Below are 18,439 nucleotides of genomic sequence, written 5' to 3'. Positions count from 1 at the left end.
GGTCGTTAGCTCAGTTGGTAGAGCAGTTGACTTTTAATCAATTGGTCGCAGGTTCGAATCCTGCACGACCCACCATCTCAACCCGTTGTAAGTGAGATGATTTCTTCAGTAAGCTTCACAACCTTGATGGGTCGTTAGCTCAGTTGGTAGAGCAGTTGACTTTTAATCAATTGGTCGCAGGTTCGAATCCTGCACGACCCACCATCAAGTAAAGGTTGTAAGCCCCACAGCGGGTCGTTAGCTCAGTTGGTAGAGCAGTTGACTTTTAATCAATTGGTCGCAGGTTCGAATCCTGCACGACCCACCAGTTATGTAGAAAGGCGCCCTAAAGGCGCCTTTTTGCTTTTTTACGTTTTAATAAAATTTTTGCAGTGTTGCTTTGGGATGGGGGCCGGGCTCTAAAAGGCGGGACGGATCGCGAAGACACATCACATCCCTGTGGATCGGCCTCGCAAGTACTCGCCTCATCCATGAGGCTCGCCCGCAAGCGGGCAACGCTTCGCGTTGTGCAAAAACGCTCCCGGCGTTTTTGTCCATGGCTCGGACGCTTCGCTCCTTCCGCTCCCGCCTTTTCTGGCCCTTATGCTTTGTCGTTGCTTGAAATAATCGCACGCATGCTGGACGAAGACGGAAGGGCCGGGCGGTGGAGTAAAGCTTCCGGCGCATGGATGCGCCGGCAGAGCCTACAGGGATGTATCCACGGCGACTTTACGGAACCGCCCGGTCCTTCCGGCTGGTTGGCAAGCTTTTAAGCCCAATCTATTTTTTAACCTTAACCGGCGTCAGACTTTTCCAGATATGCAGCACCGCATAGCTGCGCCACGGCCGCCAAACCTGCGATAACTGCTCCGCCACTTTGGCACTCACGCCGCCGAGATTATTACGAATCGCAATATCCTCTTTGGGAAACGCATCAGGCCAACGCAGCGCGCGCATGGCGATATAACTTGCCGTCCACGGCCCTATGCCTTTCAGCGCCAGTAACTGCTGCTGAACCACGTCCGGATTCACCGCACCGTTAAAGCGTAATGCGCCGGAAGCACAGGTCTGCGCCAACGCCTGAATGGCATGTGAACGCGCACTGACGATTCCCAGGCTGGCAATATCATCAATGCTCGCCGCCGCCAGCGACTCCGCATTTGGCGGCAAACGCGAAAGTTCTGACCACGGCGTCACCAGCGGCTCACCAAAACGCTGTGCCATTCGGCTGCTTAGCGTGGTTGCGGCTTTGACGGTAACCTGCTGGCCGAGTATCGCGCGCACACCCAACTCAAAGCCGTCAAACGCACCAGGAACGCGTAAGCCGGGAAAGCGCGATAAGCTCTCGGCTAATAACGGCTCGTGGCTTAAATGCTCTGCTATGCGCTGTGGCTGCGCATCCAGGTCAAACAAATCGCGTAGCCGACGCAGCAGAGCGGGCAGCGCTGGCGTCAGCGACGTTGTGAATTGCACCTTCAGCGACTGTTTCTCCGCAACATGGCTCACACGCACCCAGCCGCGACAGTTGCCCAGCGCCACGGTGCGGTGATACATGCCCTCGTTCACCCATTCCACTTCCTTCATCACGCGCTGTTGCAGGAAATCGAGCATCGCATCCCAATCGTAAGGCGGCCGATAACTCAGGCGCAGTTCGGCGCTCTCCTGCGTGGTTTTCACGGCGTCGGGTTGATTCTGCTTGCGCAGGCGGGAGGGCGTCATGCGATAGCGCGCCTGGAACACATCGTTAAAGCGCCTCAAACTGCGGAAGCCGCTGGCGTAAGCAATTTCCGTGACCGGCAAAAAGGTTTCTGTCAGAAGTTGCTTGGCTAGCAGCATACGACGTGTCTGACGCAGCTCTAAAGGCGATACGCCGAGCTCCTGCTGCACCACGCGACGCAATTGACGTTCACTGAGGTCAAACTCGCCAGCGATGTCTGCCAGCGTCTCCTGCTCTTCCAGCAAGCCCTCTTCGATGCGGCGAATTAAACGATCGGCAATGCGGTGATGGCTATCCACCGGCGCAGAGCCGGGCGCCAGTTCCGGACGGCAGCGTAAACACGGACGGAAGTGCGCTTTCTCGGCGGCCTCTGCGCTGCTAAAAAACAGGCAGTTCTTCTGCATCGGCGCTTTCACTGGACAAATGGGGCGGCAATAAATGCCGGTGGATGTCACGCCAACAAAAAACAGCCCGTCGAAGCGGCTATCGCGCGACGTCAGCGCCTGGTACGCAATTTCAGCATCAAACATCATCGTCTCCGGCAAATAAACGGCATAGTCGCGCAAGCTGAACAGGAAAACTCGCTGCTTTCGGACAGCTAACCAGTTTATGCTGATGACCGAAAACAGCCAGTTTCCTGCGACGGAAATGCGATAATCGCCAGCAGAGAATATGCCGGAGGTGCACCATGTATCATGCCAAAATCATCGCGACGCCCGTTGGTGAGCTCACGCTTGTTGCCACCGATAAAGGATTGTCGGCGATTCTGTGGGAAAACGAAGGGGCGCAGCGCGTGCCGCTGAAACCGATCAGCCGTAACGATCAGCATCCGATTCTGTGTGAGGCCGAACGCCAGCTGCGCGAATATTTCGCCGGTGAGCGTCAGCAGTTTGATATGCCGTACGACACCGTCGGCACCGAGTTCCAGAAAAAAGTGTGGCAGGCGCTGCTCACCATCCCGTTTGGAGAAACGCGCAGCTACCTGCAAATCGCCGAGCAGATCGGCAATCCGAAAGCGGTGCGCGCCGTGGGCGCAGCGAACGGTAAAAACCCGCTGTCGATTATGGCGCCGTGCCATCGCGTGATTGGCAGCAACGGCAAACTCACCGGTTTTGCAGGCGGACTCACCGTTAAAGCCTTCCTGCTGGAGCTGGAAAGTCCGCAGAAAACGTTGAGCAGCGCATTGTTGCTGTAGAGCGCGCAAAAAAGAGACGACACTCTCGCGCAATTCCGCTATCGTGTTTAGCATATAAAACACGATAGCGGTTTTGATGCCGCATCATTGCCGTAACAGGCAATTTTGTTAAATTGAGAAAACGAGAGCCGTGTCATGAGCCTGATGTTCGATCCTGAAAGCGCGATCTATCCTTTCCCGCCGAAACCGGCACGTCTCAGCGACGATGAAAAAGCCCACTACAAAAACAAAATCAAACGCTTGCTGAAAGAACGCGATGCGGTGATGGTGGCGCATTACTACACCGATCCCGAAATTCAGGCGCTGGCGGAAGAGACCGGCGGCTGCGTATCGGACTCACTGGAAATGGCGCGTTTCGGCAGCACCCATCCCGCTAAAACCTTGCTGGTGGCGGGCGTGCGTTTTATGGGTGAAACCGCAAAAATCCTTAGCCCGGAAAAAACCGTGCTGATGCCCACCTTGCAGGCGGAATGCTCGCTCGATCTCGGTTGCCCAATTGAAGAATTTAACCGCTTCTGCGATCAGCATCCCGATCGCACTGTGGTGGTGTATGCCAACACCTCGGCGGCGGTTAAAGCGCGTGCGGATTGGGTCGTCACCTCGAGCATCGCGGTTGAGCTGATTGAGCATCTTGACAGCCTCGGCGAGAAAATCATCTGGGCACCGGATCGCCATCTCGGCCGCTACGTCACGCAAAAATCCGGCGCGGATGTGCTGTGCTGGCAGGGCGCCTGTATTGTGCATGACGAATTCAAAACACAGGCTTTGCAACGCATGAAGGCGCTCTATCCGCATGCGGCGGTGCTGGTGCATCCTGAATCACCGCAGGCGATTGTCGATCTGGCTGATGCGGTGGGATCCACCAGTCAGCTGATTCAGGCGGCGCAAAGTTTGCCGCATCCGCAGATGATCGTCGCCACCGATCGCGGCATCTTCTACAAAATGCAGCAGGCGGTGCCGAACAAAGAGTTGCTGGAAGCGCCCACCGCAGGCGAGGGCGCCACCTGCCGCAGCTGTGCGCACTGTCCTTGGATGGCGATGAACGGCCTGAAAGCGATTGCCGAAGGACTGGAGCGTGGCGGCAGCGCGCATGAGATCCATGTGGATAGCGCATTGCGTGAGGCCGCGTTGCTACCGCTCAACCGCATGCTATCCTTTGCTGCAGATCTCAAACTTAAAATCAAAGGGAATGCATGACGGGCTCCCGTTACACAGGCACCTTATATGGACTTCTTTAGCACGCAAAATATTCTGGTTCACATTCCGCTCGGCGTTGGCGGCTACGATCTCTCATGGATCGAAGGCGTTGGCACCCTTGCGGGCCTGCTCTGCATCTGGCTCGCCAGCCTTGAGAAAATCATCAACTACTTTTTCGGGCTGATAAACGTCACGCTGTTCGCGGTGATTTTCTTCCAGATTCAGCTCTACGCCAGCTTGTTGCTGCAACTGTTCTTCTTCGTCGCCAACGTTTACGGCTGGTACGCGTGGAGTCGGCAAACCTCTAACAACGAAACGGAGCTGAGAATTCGCTGGCTGCCGCTGCCGAAAGCATTGGGCTGGGGCGCGGCGTGCGTGGTGGCGATTGCGCTGATGACGGTGTACATCGATCCGGTCTTTGCCTTCCTGACCAAAACAGCGGTCGGCATTATGCAGAGTCTGGGGCTTAACGTGGCGATGCCGCAACTGCAGCCTGACGCGTTCCCGTTCTGGGATTCGTGCATGATGGTGCTGTCGATTGTGGCGATGATTTTGATGACGCGAAAATATGTTGAGAACTGGCTGCTTTGGGTCGTGATCAACGTTATCAGCGTGATGATCTTTGCGCGTCAGGGCGTATATGCCATGTCACTGGAGTACGCGATTCTGACGCTGATTGCGCTTAACGGTTCGCGCCTGTGGATGCAAAGCGCACGCGAACATGGCTCGCGCGCGCTGTCCCATCAGTGATGATGAGCGTGACCTTCCAGCGCAGCATGATCGTGGTGATCGTGCTGCGCGGCGCTATTATCTAAACACAACTCGCAGTCCGGCCCGCTGCACGGCTGATATTCCATCTGCACCGTGGCGTGGGCAATCTGATAGTGCTCATGCAAATAGTGGTGAATGCGCTTAAGCAGGCCGTCATGATCGTATGGCGGAATCACCTGCACATGCAGCGTCAGCACCGGTTTTTCACCCACTTGCCACAAATGAACGTGATGCACGTTACGTACTTCATCGATATTGCGCGTCAGCTCACGTGTCAGTTTATCCGCGTTGATATGGCCCGGCGCACCTTCCAGCAACTCATGCAGGCTCTCGCGCAGCAGCGACCAGGCGCTACGTACCACCAGCAATGACACCAGCAGCGACAAAATCGGGTCGATTGGCGTCCAGCCGGTCAGCATGATGATCACCGCCGCGACAATCGCACCGACCGAACCCAGCAAATCGCCCAGCACATGCAATGCCGCCGCACGTACGTTGAGATTCTTCTCTTCGCTGCCGCGATGCAGCAGCCAGAACGACAGCAGATTGGCCAGCAAACCGGCAATGGCGATGCCGAGCATCAATCCGCCGGCAATCGGCTGGGGTTCATAGAAGCGACGCAGCGCTTCCCAGACAATCAGCACCGTAATCACCAATAGCGCAATGGCGTTGACGAACGCCGCTAAGGTGGTGAGACGCAGCAAGCCGAAGGTATGGCGCGCGTTAGGCTTGCGCTGAGCAAACTGCACCGCGAGTAACGCCATCAGCAGCGCGGCGGCATCGGTCAACATATGTCCGGCATCGGCCAGCAGCGCCAGCGAGCCAGAAACCAGCCCGCCGATCACTTCGGCCACCATAAACAGCGCCGTTACGCCAAACGCCGCGGCCAGTCGTTTGCGGTTGCCGTTAGCGGTCCCGTGAGAATGCGTGTGTGCCATAATTATCCAGTTGTTTAAGTAACCTGTTTGTTAATGATATCAGTAAATTGAGATCATCAAGCGGCAACTGCTGCTGTTTAACCTGCTCAATCAACTGCTGACAGCGCTCGGCTACCTCATCAATGCCCAGCATCAACCAGCTGCCCTTCATGCGGTGTGCAGCCTGTTCCAGCGCCGTCCAATTTTGTGTATCGCGCGCGTTCAACAGCAAATCCCGATCCTGTTGCAGCGTGCGCTGCAAGGTTTGACAGATGCGCGGAATAAATGCCTGATTATCCTGCGCCAGAATCAGTAAGCTGTTTGGCAAGACATCCAATGGATCTTTTACTGCGCGCGCCAGCAGCGGTGCCAGATGATCGAGCTCAATGGGTTTGAGCAGCAGAGCTTCGTCATCCAGCAAGGCGATTTTCAGCAACTGAACATCTGCAGAGCAGAGCACGCGCAGCGAGGTGCTGCCGCGCTGGCGCTGACGACGGCGCAGAATACGCAGCAGCGTTAAACCATCCGGGCGCGGCATCATCTGGTCGATAAACAGAATATCGAAGGCGCGCTGAGCATCGGCGCGCAGCAGCGCTCGGCCCTCTTCAAATACCTGCGCCTCAACGCCAAACATCGCCAGCTGCTGCTGCATCACCAAAAGATTGGTCGGGTGATCGTCCACAATCGCCACGCGCAGCTGCGGGTAAACAGGCCAGCTGGCTGTGCGCTCGGTTAACGGCTCTTGGCTCACGACTAATGGCAACTGCACGCTGACTGTGGTGCCGCTGCCCGGTGCTGAAGTGAGCGTTAGCGTACCGCCCATTCGTTGCACAATCTCGCGACAGATAAACAAACCTAAGCCGCTGCCTTGCACCGCATGGCTTTTGCCGGACGGCGCCTGATACCACGGCTCAAACAGTTTTGCCTGCTCGTTAAGCGGGATGCCGCTGCCGGTGTCGGTGACCGTAAGCTGGATGTGCTCACTGACCGCCAGCGACAGGCGCACTTCGCCTTCGCGGGTAAACTTCAGGGCGTTGGCCACCAGATTATTCACCACCTGCTGCAGGCGATCGCCATCCAGCAACACGCTGGCAGGCAGCGGCGTCAGGGCTTCGGCAATCAGGTTCGGCCCGGCATCGCGCATTAAGGGATGATAAAACTGCTGCTGTTGCTGCAGCCAGAGCGTCAGATTGAGCGGACGCGGCGCCAGACGGAAGCTCTGGCTCTCAATACGCGCGTGATCCTGCAAGTCGTTCAATAGCGCCATCAGCGACCGCGCGCTGCTGTGCATCAGCGCCAGCCGTTCACTCGGATGCTGCTGCTGTTCCAGCTCCAGCAAACCGAGTATCGCCTGCATCGGCGTGCGCAGTTCGTGGCTGGCAGTGGCAAGAAACTGGCTTTTGGCGGCATTGGCGCGTTCGGCCTGCTCACGCTGCAATCGGTCACGGCGCTGCTGCCAGTAACGACGCGCCAGCAAGCCCAACAGCAACAGAATAATTACGCCTGCCGCAAGCAAAATCATCAGCGGAATATTGCGCATCGCCATCGTCGTGCCGGGCTGCGGCGGCTGTGACCAGCTGACGCGCATCTGGTTGAGCGTATCAGGCGGGATTTGCTGCAATGCATGGTCGAGCAGGGCGCGCAGCTCAGGCTGTTCAGCACTGACCTGCGGCGCCAGCGGCCAGGCGATATCGCTGGCAGCAAACGCCAGATGCACACGATTATCTTCGTGACTCGCCATACGCCAGCGGGCAGAGAGCACGTTATCTACCAGCGCATCGATCTGACCGTTATTCAGCGCTTGCCACAGCTGCGTCCGATCGTCGAACGGCTGCGGCGTAATACCTGACGGCAGCAAACGTATGGCGAGATCGTCGCGTAATACGCCCACGCGCTGGCCTTGTAACGATTGCCAGTTCATTGGCTGATGCGTGGCAAGCGTGTAAATGCCCCAAATGGCGCGCCATACCGGCAAAGTATTGCTGCCGGGATCGTCGCCATACAGCGGCTGCAACAGGTTGAGCATCACCTGCTGTTGCTGCAGTAGCGTGGCGGCCTGCTGCGGATTGTTGACCCAGCGCGGGGTAAAACGCAGGCCGGTACTTTGGCTCAGCGCGTTCAGCATGTCGATGCCGAAGCCGCGCGCGTTGCCGCTGCTGTCGCGATAACTCCAGGGCGCGTTATCCGCCTCAACCGCATACGGAATCTCAGTATGTTGCGCCAGCCACTGCTTTTCGCTGGCCGACAGCATCAGAGTTTGTGTGTCCTGATAACGCAGCAGCGGCGGGCTCCAGCGCTGCTGGACCCGACTGCTGAACTCGGCGGGCAGCAGGCGCAGCTGGCTGTTAAGCCAGTGGATCAGCGCGGCATTGCGCGTCATTGCGCGTAGCGTTAATTCGCCCGCGCCAGGATCGGCAGTGATTTGGTAAATTTGTCCTTGCTGCAGCTGGCCCAGCAAGAAACCGGCGCTGGCTTCATCGGCGACCAGATAATCGCTTTGCTGATTGAGCAGCGCATACAGCGCCTGCAGATCGCCCGGCAAGGTGTGCCAGCGATGCTGCTGCACAAATTCAGTGGGCAACTGCGCCAGCGTCGCTTCGGCAATGGTGAGCTGCGCGGTTTCGCTATTGAACATCACCGCGCGCTGATTATCCCGGTTGCGATAGATGCGAATCGGGCTGCTGTACCAGCTGTCGCTGAGCAGCACATCGGATGGGAGCTGGGCATGTTGATTACTTAACACCAAATCCACCTCGCCGCGCTGCAAGGCTGCCAGTTGCTGCGCGCGATCGGCATAGCTTTGCAGCGTGAAATGCGTACCGGTCAACTGGCTTAGGGCGCTGAGATAGTCGGCGTCGATGCCCCAGATGTGATCGCCAATACGCATCGCCCAGGGTGCGCTGTTTTGTGCCGGCACCGCGACGCGCAACGTTGCGCCAGGCCACGGCTCGGCGTGCGGGGCCGGCATCATCGCGGGTAGCATCACGCTGCTGGCGGGTTGCAGATCGGCTTTCGCCATCACACTCAGCAGCAGCGTACACAGCAGCAAACAGATCCTCACTGCTGCGCTTTCCACAGCTCAGCCAGCTCAACCACCGACTGTACGCCGGTTTTCTCCAGGATGTTCTTCTTGTGAGTGCTAACGGTTTTATTGCTGATATGCAGCTGTTCGCCAATCTGCAAATTCGAAAGGCCGCGCACCAGCAGCGCTACAATCTGCTGCTCTTTCTCGGTTAACGGCAGTTCGATACGTTCCGGCAGCGGCGGAAAAGCCTGCTGGCCGCCGAGCACCGCCAGAATCGCGCTCAGCAGTTGCGCCATGCTTTGGCTTTTCACCACGTAACCGGCAGCGCCAAGCGACACGGCGCTGAGCAGCGTGTGGCGGCTCTGCTGCGCGGAATAGATCAACACCGGGCAGTGCTGATTACGCACGCGCAACCGGCGCAGCAGTTCGAGTCCGTCGCAATCGGGTAAACCGATATCCAGCACAATTAAATCGATGGGATGTTGTTGAAGCAGTTGGCGCGCCTGCGCTTCGTCGCCAGCGGCGTGAATATTCAACATGATAGGAGCATTAACGCAAGCCGCTTCCAGTGCGACGGCAACTAACGGGTGATCATCAATAAGCAGCAATGAAGCCATGAAACAGTTCCTGTGAATTTCATTGCTTCAGCATAGCGGAAAAGGGCGGGGGGCAAAATAAAAGGGAGAGCCGAAGCTCTCCCTTGATCAAACAGAAGGAAACTTATTGCGAAGTACCGTCTGTTTTATGTTTCACGTGGCCGCCACCCTCTTTGGTGTCGACTTTTTTATTCATGTCCGGGCATTTGCCGTCTTTGCACATGCTGTTTTTGTGCACCTGGTTGGCTGACATATTGCTTGAGTCAGTGCCTGACGTTGCTGCGCTGTTGGTATTGGTGCTACCGCTGTTAATTTTGCTGTTATCAACATTATTAGGTGGCAGATTTTGTTTTGCACCGCCAGCTGCTGCACCGGCTTCAGCTGAAGCGTTGGCCGCACCATTGTTGTTATCCGCAGCCATTACAGCACCGCTACCCATGGTCATCGCTGCTGTCAGAAAGATCATTGCAAACTTATTCATCATTATGCTCCAGTAATTAATGGATAGTTGCCGTCTAACACCCGCTGGTGTTGAGTGACGAAAATAGCGTGCCGCGATGGAATAAAATCCACCTTATACGCTTCACTTAAAAATTTAATTTTGCAAACACATCATTCCTTAGTGCTTACATTTAAAAAGCTTAGTGCATGGATATATAAATGCAAATTTGAGATGTACATTTTAAGCGCGGTGCGTAATTTACACCCACCGCGTGAAGGGCTAAAGTGGGCGGGTTGCGCCCGACGGACGTTGGGCCAGAAATTTGAATGGAATTGTGTATGGATTACCAGAACGATGATTTACGCATCAGAGAGATCAAAGAGTTACTGCCTCCTGTTGCTTTGCTTGAAAAATTCCCCGCCACCGATAAAGCGGCTGCAACCGTAGCGCAGTCACGTCAGGCGATTCACCGCATTCTTCATGGCGAAGACGATCGTCTGCTGGTGGTGATCGGTCCGTGCTCAATTCACGATACCCAAGCTGCGCAAGAGTATGCGACGCGCCTGCTGGCACTGCGTGATGAGCTGAAAGACGATCTCGAAGTGGTGATGCGCGTTTACTTTGAAAAACCGCGCACCACGGTGGGCTGGAAAGGGCTGATCAACGACCCGTTTATGGATGGCAGCTTCCAGATCAATGACGGCCTGCGCCTGGCGCGCAAGCTGCTGGTGGATATCAACGATATCGGGTTGCCAGCCGCCGGTGAGTTCCTCGATATGATCACGCCACAATATATGGCCGACCTGATGAGCTGGGGCGCGATTGGTGCACGTACCACCGAATCGCAGGTGCATCGCGAACTCTCTTCCGGCCTCTCTTGCCCGGTGGGCTTCAAAAACGGTACCGACGGCACCATCAAAGTGGCGATTGACGCCATCGGTGCGGCCAGCGCGCCACACTGCTTCCTGTCAGTCACCAAATATGGTCACTCGGCGATAGTCGAAACCAGCGGTAACGAAGACTGCCACATCATCCTGCGCGGCGGCAAAGAGCCGAACTACAGCGCCGAACACGTGGCGGCCGTGAAAACCGGTCTGGAGAAAGCAGGCTTGCGTCCGCAAGTGATGATCGACTTCAGCCATGCTAATAGCAGCAAGCAGTTCCAACGTCAGATGGTGGTTGCCGACGACGTGGCACAGCAAATTGCCGGTGGTGAGCAGGCGATTACTGGCGTGATGATCGAGAGTCATCTGGTGGAAGGTAATCAGAGCCTCGAAAGCGGCAAACCGCTGGTGTACGGCCAGAGCGTGACAGATGCCTGTATCGGCTGGGAAGACACTGAGAAGGCGTTGCGTCAGCTGGCTCAGGCGGTCAAACAGCGCCGCAGCTAAGCCAATGCGGCAATAAAAAAGGCCAGACTTGCGTCTGGCCTTTTTGCGTTTCAGCGTTCGCTTACTTCGCTTTACCCTGGTTTGCTACGGCTGCGGCTTTCGCAGCAATCTCATCAGCATCACCCAGATAGTAACGTTTGAGTGGCTTGAAGTTCTCATCGAACTCATACACCAACGGCACGCCAGTTGGGATGTTCAGTTCGAGGATCTCGTCTTCGCTCAGGTTGTCGAGGTATTTAACCAGGGCACGCAGTGAGTTGCCGTGTGCAGCAACGATCACTTTCTCACCGCTCTTAATGCGCGGCAGAATGCTTTCGTTCCAGTAAGGAATCACGCGTTCGATGGTCAGCGCCAGGCTTTCGGTGGTTGGCAACTGCGCGTCAGTCAGTGAAGCGTAACGCGGATCGTGGCCTGGGAAACGCTCATCAGCGCGATCCAGTTCTGGTGGCGTGATAGCAAAGCCACGACGCCACTGTTTCACTTGCTCGTCACCGTATTTAGCGGCGGTTTCTGCTTTATCCAGACCTTGCAGCGCACCGTAGTGACGCTCGTTCAGACGCCAGGTTTTTTCAACCGGCAGCCAAGCCTGATCCAGCTCATCCAGCACGTTCCACAGGGTATGGATAGCGCGCTTCAGCACTGAGGTGTAAGCGAAATCAAACACGAAACCTTCTTTCTTCAGCAGCTGACCGGCTGCTTTGGCTTCAGTGCGACCTTTGTCAGACAGGTCAACGTCGTACCATCCGGTGAAGCGGTTTTCCTGGTTCCACTGGCTTTCGCCGTGTCGCACCAGTACCAGCTTAGTTACGGCCATAGCTTTACTCCTTAATGCTCGATTTACGATTAGTATTGAAACCGGCTGCGGCCACTGAGAAGCGGCTCACTAATAGCGCCATACCATAGCGGAAAACAACGCACGGCGTAAGCCTGTCGGCAGCGCAGTGCGCGTTTTTCATCCGGTGGCTCAGTGCGGCGTGAAGCGATAACGCGTCACGGACTGCCAGCTGTCGCCGGGTTGCAGCCAGCAATCGGGCTGCGGCCACTCTGCATGGTTAGGCGAATCCGGTAAAAATTCGCTCTCCAGAGCGATGCCCTGGAAAGCAGTATAGCTGTCCTGCTCACGGGCGCGTGTTCCCGCCAGATAGTTGCCGGTGTAGAACTGCAGCGCCGGAGCGGCAGTAAACACGCTCAGCTCCAGCTTGCCATCGGCAGACCATAAATGGGCGGCGGGCTGGCTGCTGTCGCCAGCGGTGTTAAGCAAAAAGGCGTGGTCATAGCCTTTCACCGCTTTTTGATCGTCATCGGCAAGGAACTCATCGGCGACGCGCTTCGGCTGGCGGAAATCAAAACTGTTTCCCGCCACCTCTTTCAGCGGCGCGTTAGGAATGCCTTCGCTGTCCACCGGCAGGTAACGATCGGCGTGCAGTTGTAAGCGATGCTGGCGCGCATCACCATGATGCGCATCAAGATTAAAGTAAGCATGGTTGGTGAGATTGACCGGGCAAGGCTTGTCGGTTTGCGCTTCATAGCGAATCGACAAGCAATTATCGTCATCAAGTTGATAGATGACATTGGCGATCACATTGCCGGGATAACCCTGATCGCCATCCGGCGAATCGAGGCGATAGTGCACCTCGCTTTCGCTCTGACTGAGAATCTGCCAGCGACGTTTATCGAAACCTTCCGGCCCGCCGTGCAGCTGATGTGCGCCCTGATTCGCTGCCAGCAGCAGGTTAAGCGGCTTCAGTTCGGCCGAGGCGATGCGGTTCGCGTAGCGGCCAATCGTCGCGCCAAGATAAGCATCCTGATGCAGATAATCGGACGGCGTGGCACAGCCGAGCAGCGCTTCACGCACGCTGTGGTCCAACATTGGCACGCGCGCTGACAGCCAGGTCGCGCCCCAATCCATAAAAGTAGCCACCATGCCGTTGCGATTGCGCAGCACAGTGATGCGCCACGGTTGCCCGTCTGGCGCGTGTGAATTCACATCACTTACCATTGGCCTGCTCCTGCGGACGCTTTGCACACGTAGAAGGTCTCTTTGATGCCGGTTTGCGCTTCATACTTCTCAGCGACCACCGCTTTCACCGCATCGACCAGATCGGTTGGCATCAGCGCCACGATGCAGCCACCGAAACCGCCGCCGGTCATACGCACGCCGCCGCGCGGGCCGATTTCTGCTTTCACAATCTCAACCAGCTGATCGATTTGCGGCACGGTGATTTCGAAATCGTCACGCATTGAGGCGTGCGATTCGGCCATCAGTTCGCCCATGCGTTTCAGATCGCCCGCGCTTAACGCATCGGCGGCTTCCAGCGTGCGCGCATTTTCGCTAATCACGTGACGCACGCGTTTTGCCACCAACGCATCCAGCTCACCAGCAGAGGCTTCAAACTCTTCCAGCGTCACATCGCGCAGCGCCGGTTTATTGAAGAAGCGTGCGCCAGTTTCACACTGTTCACGACGCGTATTGTATTCGCTGCCCACCAGGCTACGACGGAAGTTGGAGTTGATGATCACCACCGCGACATCTTCCGGCATTGATACCGCGCGCGTGCCGAGCGTACGACAATCCAGCAGCATGGCGTGATCCGGCTGACCGAGCGCCGAGATCAGCTGATCCATGATGCCGCAGTTGCAGCCGACAAACTGGTTTTCCGCTTCCTGACCGTTCACCGCAATCGCTGCGCCATCGAGGTTTAATGCATACAGCTGCTGGAATACGGTACCTACCGCCACTTCCAGCGACGCCGAAGAACTCAGGCCCGCGCCTTGTGGCACGTTGCCGCTGATCACCATATCCACGCCGCCAAAGCTGGCATCGCGTTTTTGCAGATGTTTCACCACGCCGCGCACGTAGTTGGCCCACATTGGCTCTTTCAGCGGCTCAATCGGCGCATCCAGCGAGAAGCTGTCCTGCTGATTGTCGTAATCGACGGCAATCACGCGCACCTGGCGATCGTCGCGTTTGGCGCAGGCAATCACGGTTTGATAATCGATGGCGCACGGCAGCACAAAGCCATCGTTGTAGTCGGTGTGTTCGCCAATCAGATTGACGCGGCCCGGTGCCTGAATGCTGTGTGTCGCCTGATAGCCGAAAGTGTCAGCGAAAACCTGTTGAGTAATGGATTTTAATGACATTTATTGCGCCTCGCGGAAATGGACATCGCTGACAGAACGCAGACGTTCAGCTGCCTGTTCCGCCGTTAAATCACGTTGGGTTTCGGCCAGCATTTCATAGCCAACCATAAATTTGCGTACCGTGGCTGAACGCAGCAGCGGCGGATAGAAGTGTGCGTGCAGCTGCCAGTGATCGTTGGCTTCGCCGTTGAACGGCGCGCCGTGCCAGCCCATCGAATAGGGGAAAGAGCACTGGAACATGTTGTCGTAGCGGCTGGTGAGCTGCTTAAGCGCCAGCGCCAGATCGGTGCGCTGCGGCTCGGAGAGATCGGTGATGCGTTTCACATGGGCTTTCGGCAGCAGCAAGGTTTCAAACGGCCACGCCGCCCACCACGGCACCACGGCCAGCCAGTGTTCGGTTTCCACCACCGTACGGCTGCCATCGCTCAACTCGCGCGCAGCGTAATCGACCAGCAGCGGCGTGCCTTTCTCGGCAAAATAGTGACGTTGGTTGTCATCTTCTTTCTGCGCTTCGTTTGGCAGGAAGCTGTTGGCCCAAATCTGGCCATGCGGATGCGGGTTGGAGCAGCCCATCGCCGCACCTTTGTTTTCAAACACCTGCACCCACGGATAGTGCTGACCGAGATCGGCAGTCTGTTCCTGCCAGGTCCGCACGATATCTTCCAGCCCGCTCAGCGGCAGTTCCGGCAGCGTTTTGCTGTGATCCGGCGAGAAGCAGATCACCCGGCTGGTACCGCGCGCGCTTTCGCAGCGCATCAACAGATCGTCGCTTTGCGGTGCGTCTGGCGTGTTAGTCATCAGCGCGGCAAAGTCATTGGTGAACACGTAAGTGCTTTTATAGTTGGGGTTTTTGTCACCGGTAATGCGGGTGTTTCCAGCACAAAGGAAGCAGTCAGGATCGTGCGCTGGCAGTTGCTCCAGTGCCGGGGTTTCCTGCGCACCTTGCCACGGGCGCTTAGCGCGATGGGGTGAGACCAGCACCCATTGATCGATCAATGGGTTATAACGGCGATGCGGGTGATCGACCGGGTTAAATTTTTCCATGATGAGTCCTGGTAAACGGCAAACAGATAAAAATGATTTTGATCAAAGTAGCACAAAGACCAGCGTGAAAGCGTGATCCAGTCTGGATAAATGGTATCGTTTACACAAGGTGACGATTCTCATTTTGTGGGGTTGTTGCGTATGTTTGTTGAATTACCAGGCGATGAAATGGTAACGCTTACATTGCCTTCATACTCCGAACTGCTGCTGCTTGCCGCAGCTCGAATTATTTTGGCAATGGCGCTATGCACGTTAGATGTTTGTAGGATTGCCACTTATGGCAACCGCTATTTAACGCAGCGACTCTTGCAGGAAACCGTAACCCTGTTCCTGCGCGACAAAACTCAGGCGATGGGTGATGCACTGCGGCGCATCTTCGGCGTGGTGGGAGACAAACAGTAGTTGCGTACGGCCTTCGCCAATCAGCACATCAACAAAGCGGCGCACTAGCTGGCGGTTAATCGGATCCAGCCCCTGCAACGGTTCATCGAGGATCAGCAGCGTGGGATGTTTCACCAGCGCGCGCGCAATCAGCACCAGCCGCTGCTGGCCCCACGACAAACTGTGGAACGGCGCATCCGCCAGCTGATTATCCATACCGAGCAGCGCCAGCCACTGACGCGCCAGCGCTTTTTGCCGATCGGACACCGCCTGATACAAACCAATCGAATCGAAGAAGCCGGAGAGCACCACGGTGCGCACATTACAGCTGACGCGATAATCGAGGTGCAGGCTGCTGCTGACGTAACCGATGTGCTGCTTGATGTCCCAGATGGTTTCACCGCTGCCGCGTCGGATGCCAAACAGCGTCAAATCGTTGCTGTAACCCTGTGGATGATCGCCGGTTACCAAACTGAGCAGGGTGGATTTACCCGCGCCGTTCGGCCCCACAATCTGCCAGTGTTCAGCGGGATTAACCTGCCAGTTCAGGCCATCAATCACCGCTTTGTCGTTGTACGACACCACGCCGTTGCGCAGCATCACGCGCGGCGCATCTTCGGCCAGCTGCGGCAGTTGATCGGGTTGATCCGCCTGCGGCAGCGCCATGCCAGCAAGCTTCTCGCTGTGCGCCAGCTGCGCCACCAGCGCTTCGGCCAGAATCGCGCCCCGTTCGCCCACGTGGGTTAACGTGCATTCGGCCAACACGCCGACCTTCTCGACAAAATCGGGAATATCATCAAAGCGATTGAGCACCAGCACTACGCTAAAACCGCTTCGATGCAGATCGTTGAGGGTTTGCGCCAGGCTGGCGCGCGACGCCACATCCAGCCCATCGAAAGGTTCATCGAGGATCAGCAGATCCGGCTGCGCCATTAGCGCCTGACACAACAGTGTTTTGCGCGTCTCGCCGGTGGAGAGATATTTGAACCGGCGATCAAGCAGATAAGTGATGCCAAACTGCTGCGCCAGCGCCTGACAACGCGCCTCATCTTGCACTTCATCCTGAATGATCTGTGCGGCGGTGCGACCGGTATCGTCTTCGCCTTCACTCAGTAGATCGGTGTTATTACGTTCCCACTCATCGCTGACCAGTTTCTGTAGCTGCTCCAGCGATAGGCGCGTACGACGCTGAAAATCCTGCTGCACGCTGCCTTTACCGGGCTGCAACTCGCCGGATAGGGCGCGCGCCAGCGATGACTTGCCGCTGCCGTTGGCGCCGACAAACGCCCAGCTTTCGCCGCTGTTGAGGGTTAAATCGTTAAGGGACAGTGCTCGAGTAGCGCTAAGGTGAAACGTACCTTGCGAAATTTGCAATGAAGCCATGATCTATTCCGTTTTATGCATCGTGTCGTCCAGTTTTAGCCAGCCACGCAGGGGAAGTCAAATCATGGCGTGGATTTCAGAGCAGTGTGGCGATGATGGCGTGTTCGGCATTAAAACTGGCGGTGACGCTGGCACCAACCTGCAGATTCTGCTGTTTCACCGCCTCATTGGTGACGGTCGCGCACAGCGTTTCGCCACTCGGCAACGCCATCAATACTTCGCTAAGCTGATCGCCGGGCTCAATTGCGCTGATCTGCGCAGCCAGTTGATTGTCGCTGCTGGCGGCAGCGTGACTGACGTGAATCCACGGTGCTTTAATCAGCACCAGCACCTCTTTGCCGCTGTCGAGCTGCAAGCGTTCGGCACTGCGTGCGGTGATCGCCACCTGCAGGCGCGTTACGCCATCGGCGAGCAGCACCTCAATGTGCTGCTGCACCTGCTGATGATCGCTGGCCAGCACCGTACCAAACAGCTGATTGCGCGCGCTGGTTTGCAGCGAGAAACGCGCAATCGCCGCCAGCAAACTGTCGAGCGGCAAGCTGTCGTTTTGCAGCACATCGAAGGCCTTTTGTTGGATCTGCTCCATCAACTGGAACAGCTGAATCAGCCGCTCGCCATAACGCGTCAGCTGCGCGCCGCCGCCGCCCTTGCCGCCGGTGGCGCGATCCACCAACGTTTGATCGGCCAGCTGATTCATCTCATTGATCGCATCCCAGGCACTTTTATAACTGATGCCCGCCAGTTTCGCGCCCTGGCTGATGGAGCCGGTTTGCTGCACGCGTTTCAGTAATTCGATGCGACGCGGATCGGCAAACAGCTTTTGCTGAAGACGAATATGGAGAGAAAGTTCTGCCTGCATGTCAGCTCCTTAGGTTAATCCGCTCAGTTTACTGCTTAAAAGTAAAAGCACGAAAAGGGCAGTGCGTTTTTTTCGCTAACCGTTACAATCACTTTTTTATTTTCTGCGTGAGGTTTCCATGCTGGAACTGTTAAAAAGCCTGGCTGTGGCTATCATCATGGTGCCGATTGTGATGGCGATTATGCTCGGTTTGATTTACGGCCTGGGTGAAGTTTTCAACGTCATCTCAAAATTTGGCCGCCGCGACGATCGTCCTGCCAACAGCTCACAACACTAATTTCTCAACGCCCGCTTCCTGCGGGCGTTTTGTTTCTGAACTTCCGTAAAATCCTGCCGATATAAAGCTCATGACGCATTTGCGCGTACGTTGTATTATCAAATATATAACGTAACAAGGAGCA

General features: G+C 56.4%; 16 protein-coding genes and 2 tRNA genes. 7 read left to right on the top strand and 11 right to left on the bottom strand.

Features of this window, described 5'->3' with window-relative positions:
* The first annotated feature begins 128 nt into the window (after window positions 1-128).
* Window positions 129-204, top strand: a tRNA-Lys gene (locus tag KVT28_RS06110).
* A gap of 27 nt (window positions 205-231) precedes the next feature.
* Window positions 232-307 (top strand) — tRNA-Lys (locus KVT28_RS06105).
* Between the two features lie 452 nt (window positions 308-759).
* Here the strand turns inward: KVT28_RS06105 and KVT28_RS06100 are convergent.
* Window positions 760-2,226 carry an AlkA N-terminal domain-containing protein gene (locus tag KVT28_RS06100; RefSeq protein WP_217547562.1) on the bottom strand — a complete coding sequence of 489 codons (1,467 nt, stop codon included), beginning with the start codon at window positions 2,224-2,226 and terminating at the stop codon, window positions 760-762.
* 158 nt (window positions 2,227-2,384) lie between these two features.
* Here KVT28_RS06100 and KVT28_RS06095 point away from each other — a divergent pair, with 158 nt between their 5' ends.
* The 3 genes from KVT28_RS06095 to pnuC all read left to right on the top strand — a co-directional run bounded on the left by KVT28_RS06095 (window position 2,385) and on the right by pnuC (window position 4,838).
* On the top strand, window positions 2,385-2,891 hold the full coding sequence (locus KVT28_RS06095; protein WP_101763204.1) for a methylated-DNA--[protein]-cysteine S-methyltransferase: 507 nt from the start codon (window positions 2,385-2,387) through the stop codon (window positions 2,889-2,891).
* Between the two features lie 135 nt (window positions 2,892-3,026).
* Window positions 3,027-4,088, top strand: coding sequence for a quinolinate synthase NadA (gene nadA, locus KVT28_RS06090; RefSeq protein ID WP_101763203.1), 1,062 nt, complete (start codon window positions 3,027-3,029; stop codon window positions 4,086-4,088).
* 27 nt (window positions 4,089-4,115) lie between these two features.
* Window positions 4,116-4,838, top strand: a complete 723-nt coding sequence (pnuC, locus tag KVT28_RS06085) for a nicotinamide riboside transporter PnuC (RefSeq protein ID WP_217547236.1) — start codon at window positions 4,116-4,118, stop codon at window positions 4,836-4,838.
* Here pnuC and zitB read toward each other — a convergent pair.
* From zitB to KVT28_RS06065, 4 genes are all read right to left on the bottom strand, one after another.
* Entirely contained in the window at window positions 4,832-5,797 is a 966-nt protein-coding gene (zitB, locus tag KVT28_RS06080) for a CDF family zinc transporter ZitB (protein ID WP_210081558.1), read from the bottom strand. The genes pnuC and zitB overlap by 7 nt on opposite strands.
* On the bottom strand, window positions 5,766-8,795 hold the full coding sequence (locus tag KVT28_RS06075) for an ATP-binding protein (protein ID WP_254633473.1): 3,030 nt from the start codon (window positions 8,793-8,795) through the stop codon (window positions 5,766-5,768). The genes zitB and KVT28_RS06075 overlap by 32 nt, the downstream gene beginning before the upstream one ends.
* Before the next feature lie 38 nt (window positions 8,796-8,833).
* Window positions 8,834-9,418, bottom strand: coding sequence for a response regulator transcription factor (locus tag KVT28_RS06070; RefSeq protein WP_101763200.1), 585 nt, complete (start codon window positions 9,416-9,418; stop codon window positions 8,834-8,836).
* 103 nt (window positions 9,419-9,521) lie between these two features.
* Window positions 9,522-9,878 (bottom strand): YbgS-like family protein, encoded by a 357-nt coding sequence (locus tag KVT28_RS06065; protein ID WP_192236776.1) that lies wholly within the window; start codon window positions 9,876-9,878, stop codon window positions 9,522-9,524.
* A 299-nt stretch (window positions 9,879-10,177) separates the two neighbouring features.
* Between KVT28_RS06065 and aroG the strand changes: the two genes are divergently transcribed.
* Window positions 10,178-11,230, top strand: a complete 1,053-nt coding sequence (gene aroG / locus KVT28_RS06060; RefSeq protein ID WP_110865751.1) for a 3-deoxy-7-phosphoheptulonate synthase AroG — start codon at window positions 10,178-10,180, stop codon at window positions 11,228-11,230.
* 61 nt (window positions 11,231-11,291) lie between these two features.
* Here aroG and gpmA read toward each other — a convergent pair whose 3' ends face one another.
* From gpmA to modE, 6 genes are all read right to left on the bottom strand, one after another.
* Window positions 11,292-12,044, bottom strand: a complete 753-nt coding sequence (gpmA, locus tag KVT28_RS06055; protein WP_008109047.1) for a 2,3-diphosphoglycerate-dependent phosphoglycerate mutase — start codon at window positions 12,042-12,044, stop codon at window positions 11,292-11,294.
* Between the two features lie 150 nt (window positions 12,045-12,194).
* Window positions 12,195-13,229, bottom strand: a complete 1,035-nt coding sequence (gene galM, locus KVT28_RS06050; RefSeq protein ID WP_217547232.1) for a galactose-1-epimerase — start codon at window positions 13,227-13,229, stop codon at window positions 12,195-12,197.
* Window positions 13,223-14,371, bottom strand: a complete 1,149-nt coding sequence (galK, locus tag KVT28_RS06045) for a galactokinase (RefSeq protein WP_110865752.1) — start codon at window positions 14,369-14,371, stop codon at window positions 13,223-13,225. The genes galM and galK overlap by 7 nt, the downstream gene beginning before the upstream one ends.
* On the bottom strand, window positions 14,372-15,415 hold the full coding sequence (gene galT / locus KVT28_RS06040; RefSeq protein WP_217547229.1) for a galactose-1-phosphate uridylyltransferase: 1,044 nt from the start codon (window positions 15,413-15,415) through the stop codon (window positions 14,372-14,374).
* A 291-nt stretch (window positions 15,416-15,706) separates the two neighbouring features.
* Window positions 15,707-17,179 carry a molybdate ABC transporter ATP-binding protein ModF gene (gene modF, locus KVT28_RS06035; protein ID WP_217547227.1) on the bottom strand — a complete coding sequence of 491 codons (1,473 nt, stop codon included), beginning with the start codon at window positions 17,177-17,179 and terminating at the stop codon, window positions 15,707-15,709.
* A 76-nt stretch (window positions 17,180-17,255) separates the two neighbouring features.
* Window positions 17,256-18,038 (bottom strand): molybdenum-dependent transcriptional regulator, encoded by a 783-nt coding sequence (gene modE / locus KVT28_RS06030; RefSeq protein ID WP_210081565.1) that lies wholly within the window; start codon window positions 18,036-18,038, stop codon window positions 17,256-17,258.
* A gap of 118 nt (window positions 18,039-18,156) precedes the next feature.
* On the opposite strand from modE, the gene KVT28_RS06025 reads away from it, so the two are divergent.
* A complete protein-coding gene (locus KVT28_RS06025; protein WP_007890616.1) occupies window positions 18,157-18,315 on the top strand; it encodes an AcrZ family multidrug efflux pump-associated protein in 159 nt (52 codons plus the stop codon).
* Window positions 18,316-18,439 lie beyond the last annotated feature (124 nt).

The organism is Pantoea sp. GbtcB22, assembly GCF_019091025.1.
In the GTDB taxonomy this organism is placed as follows: domain Bacteria; phylum Pseudomonadota; class Gammaproteobacteria; order Enterobacterales; family Enterobacteriaceae; genus Pantoea; species Pantoea leporis.
The sequence above is the reverse complement of the archived record's forward strand: the minus strand, read 5'-3'. Positions and strand labels throughout refer to the sequence as shown.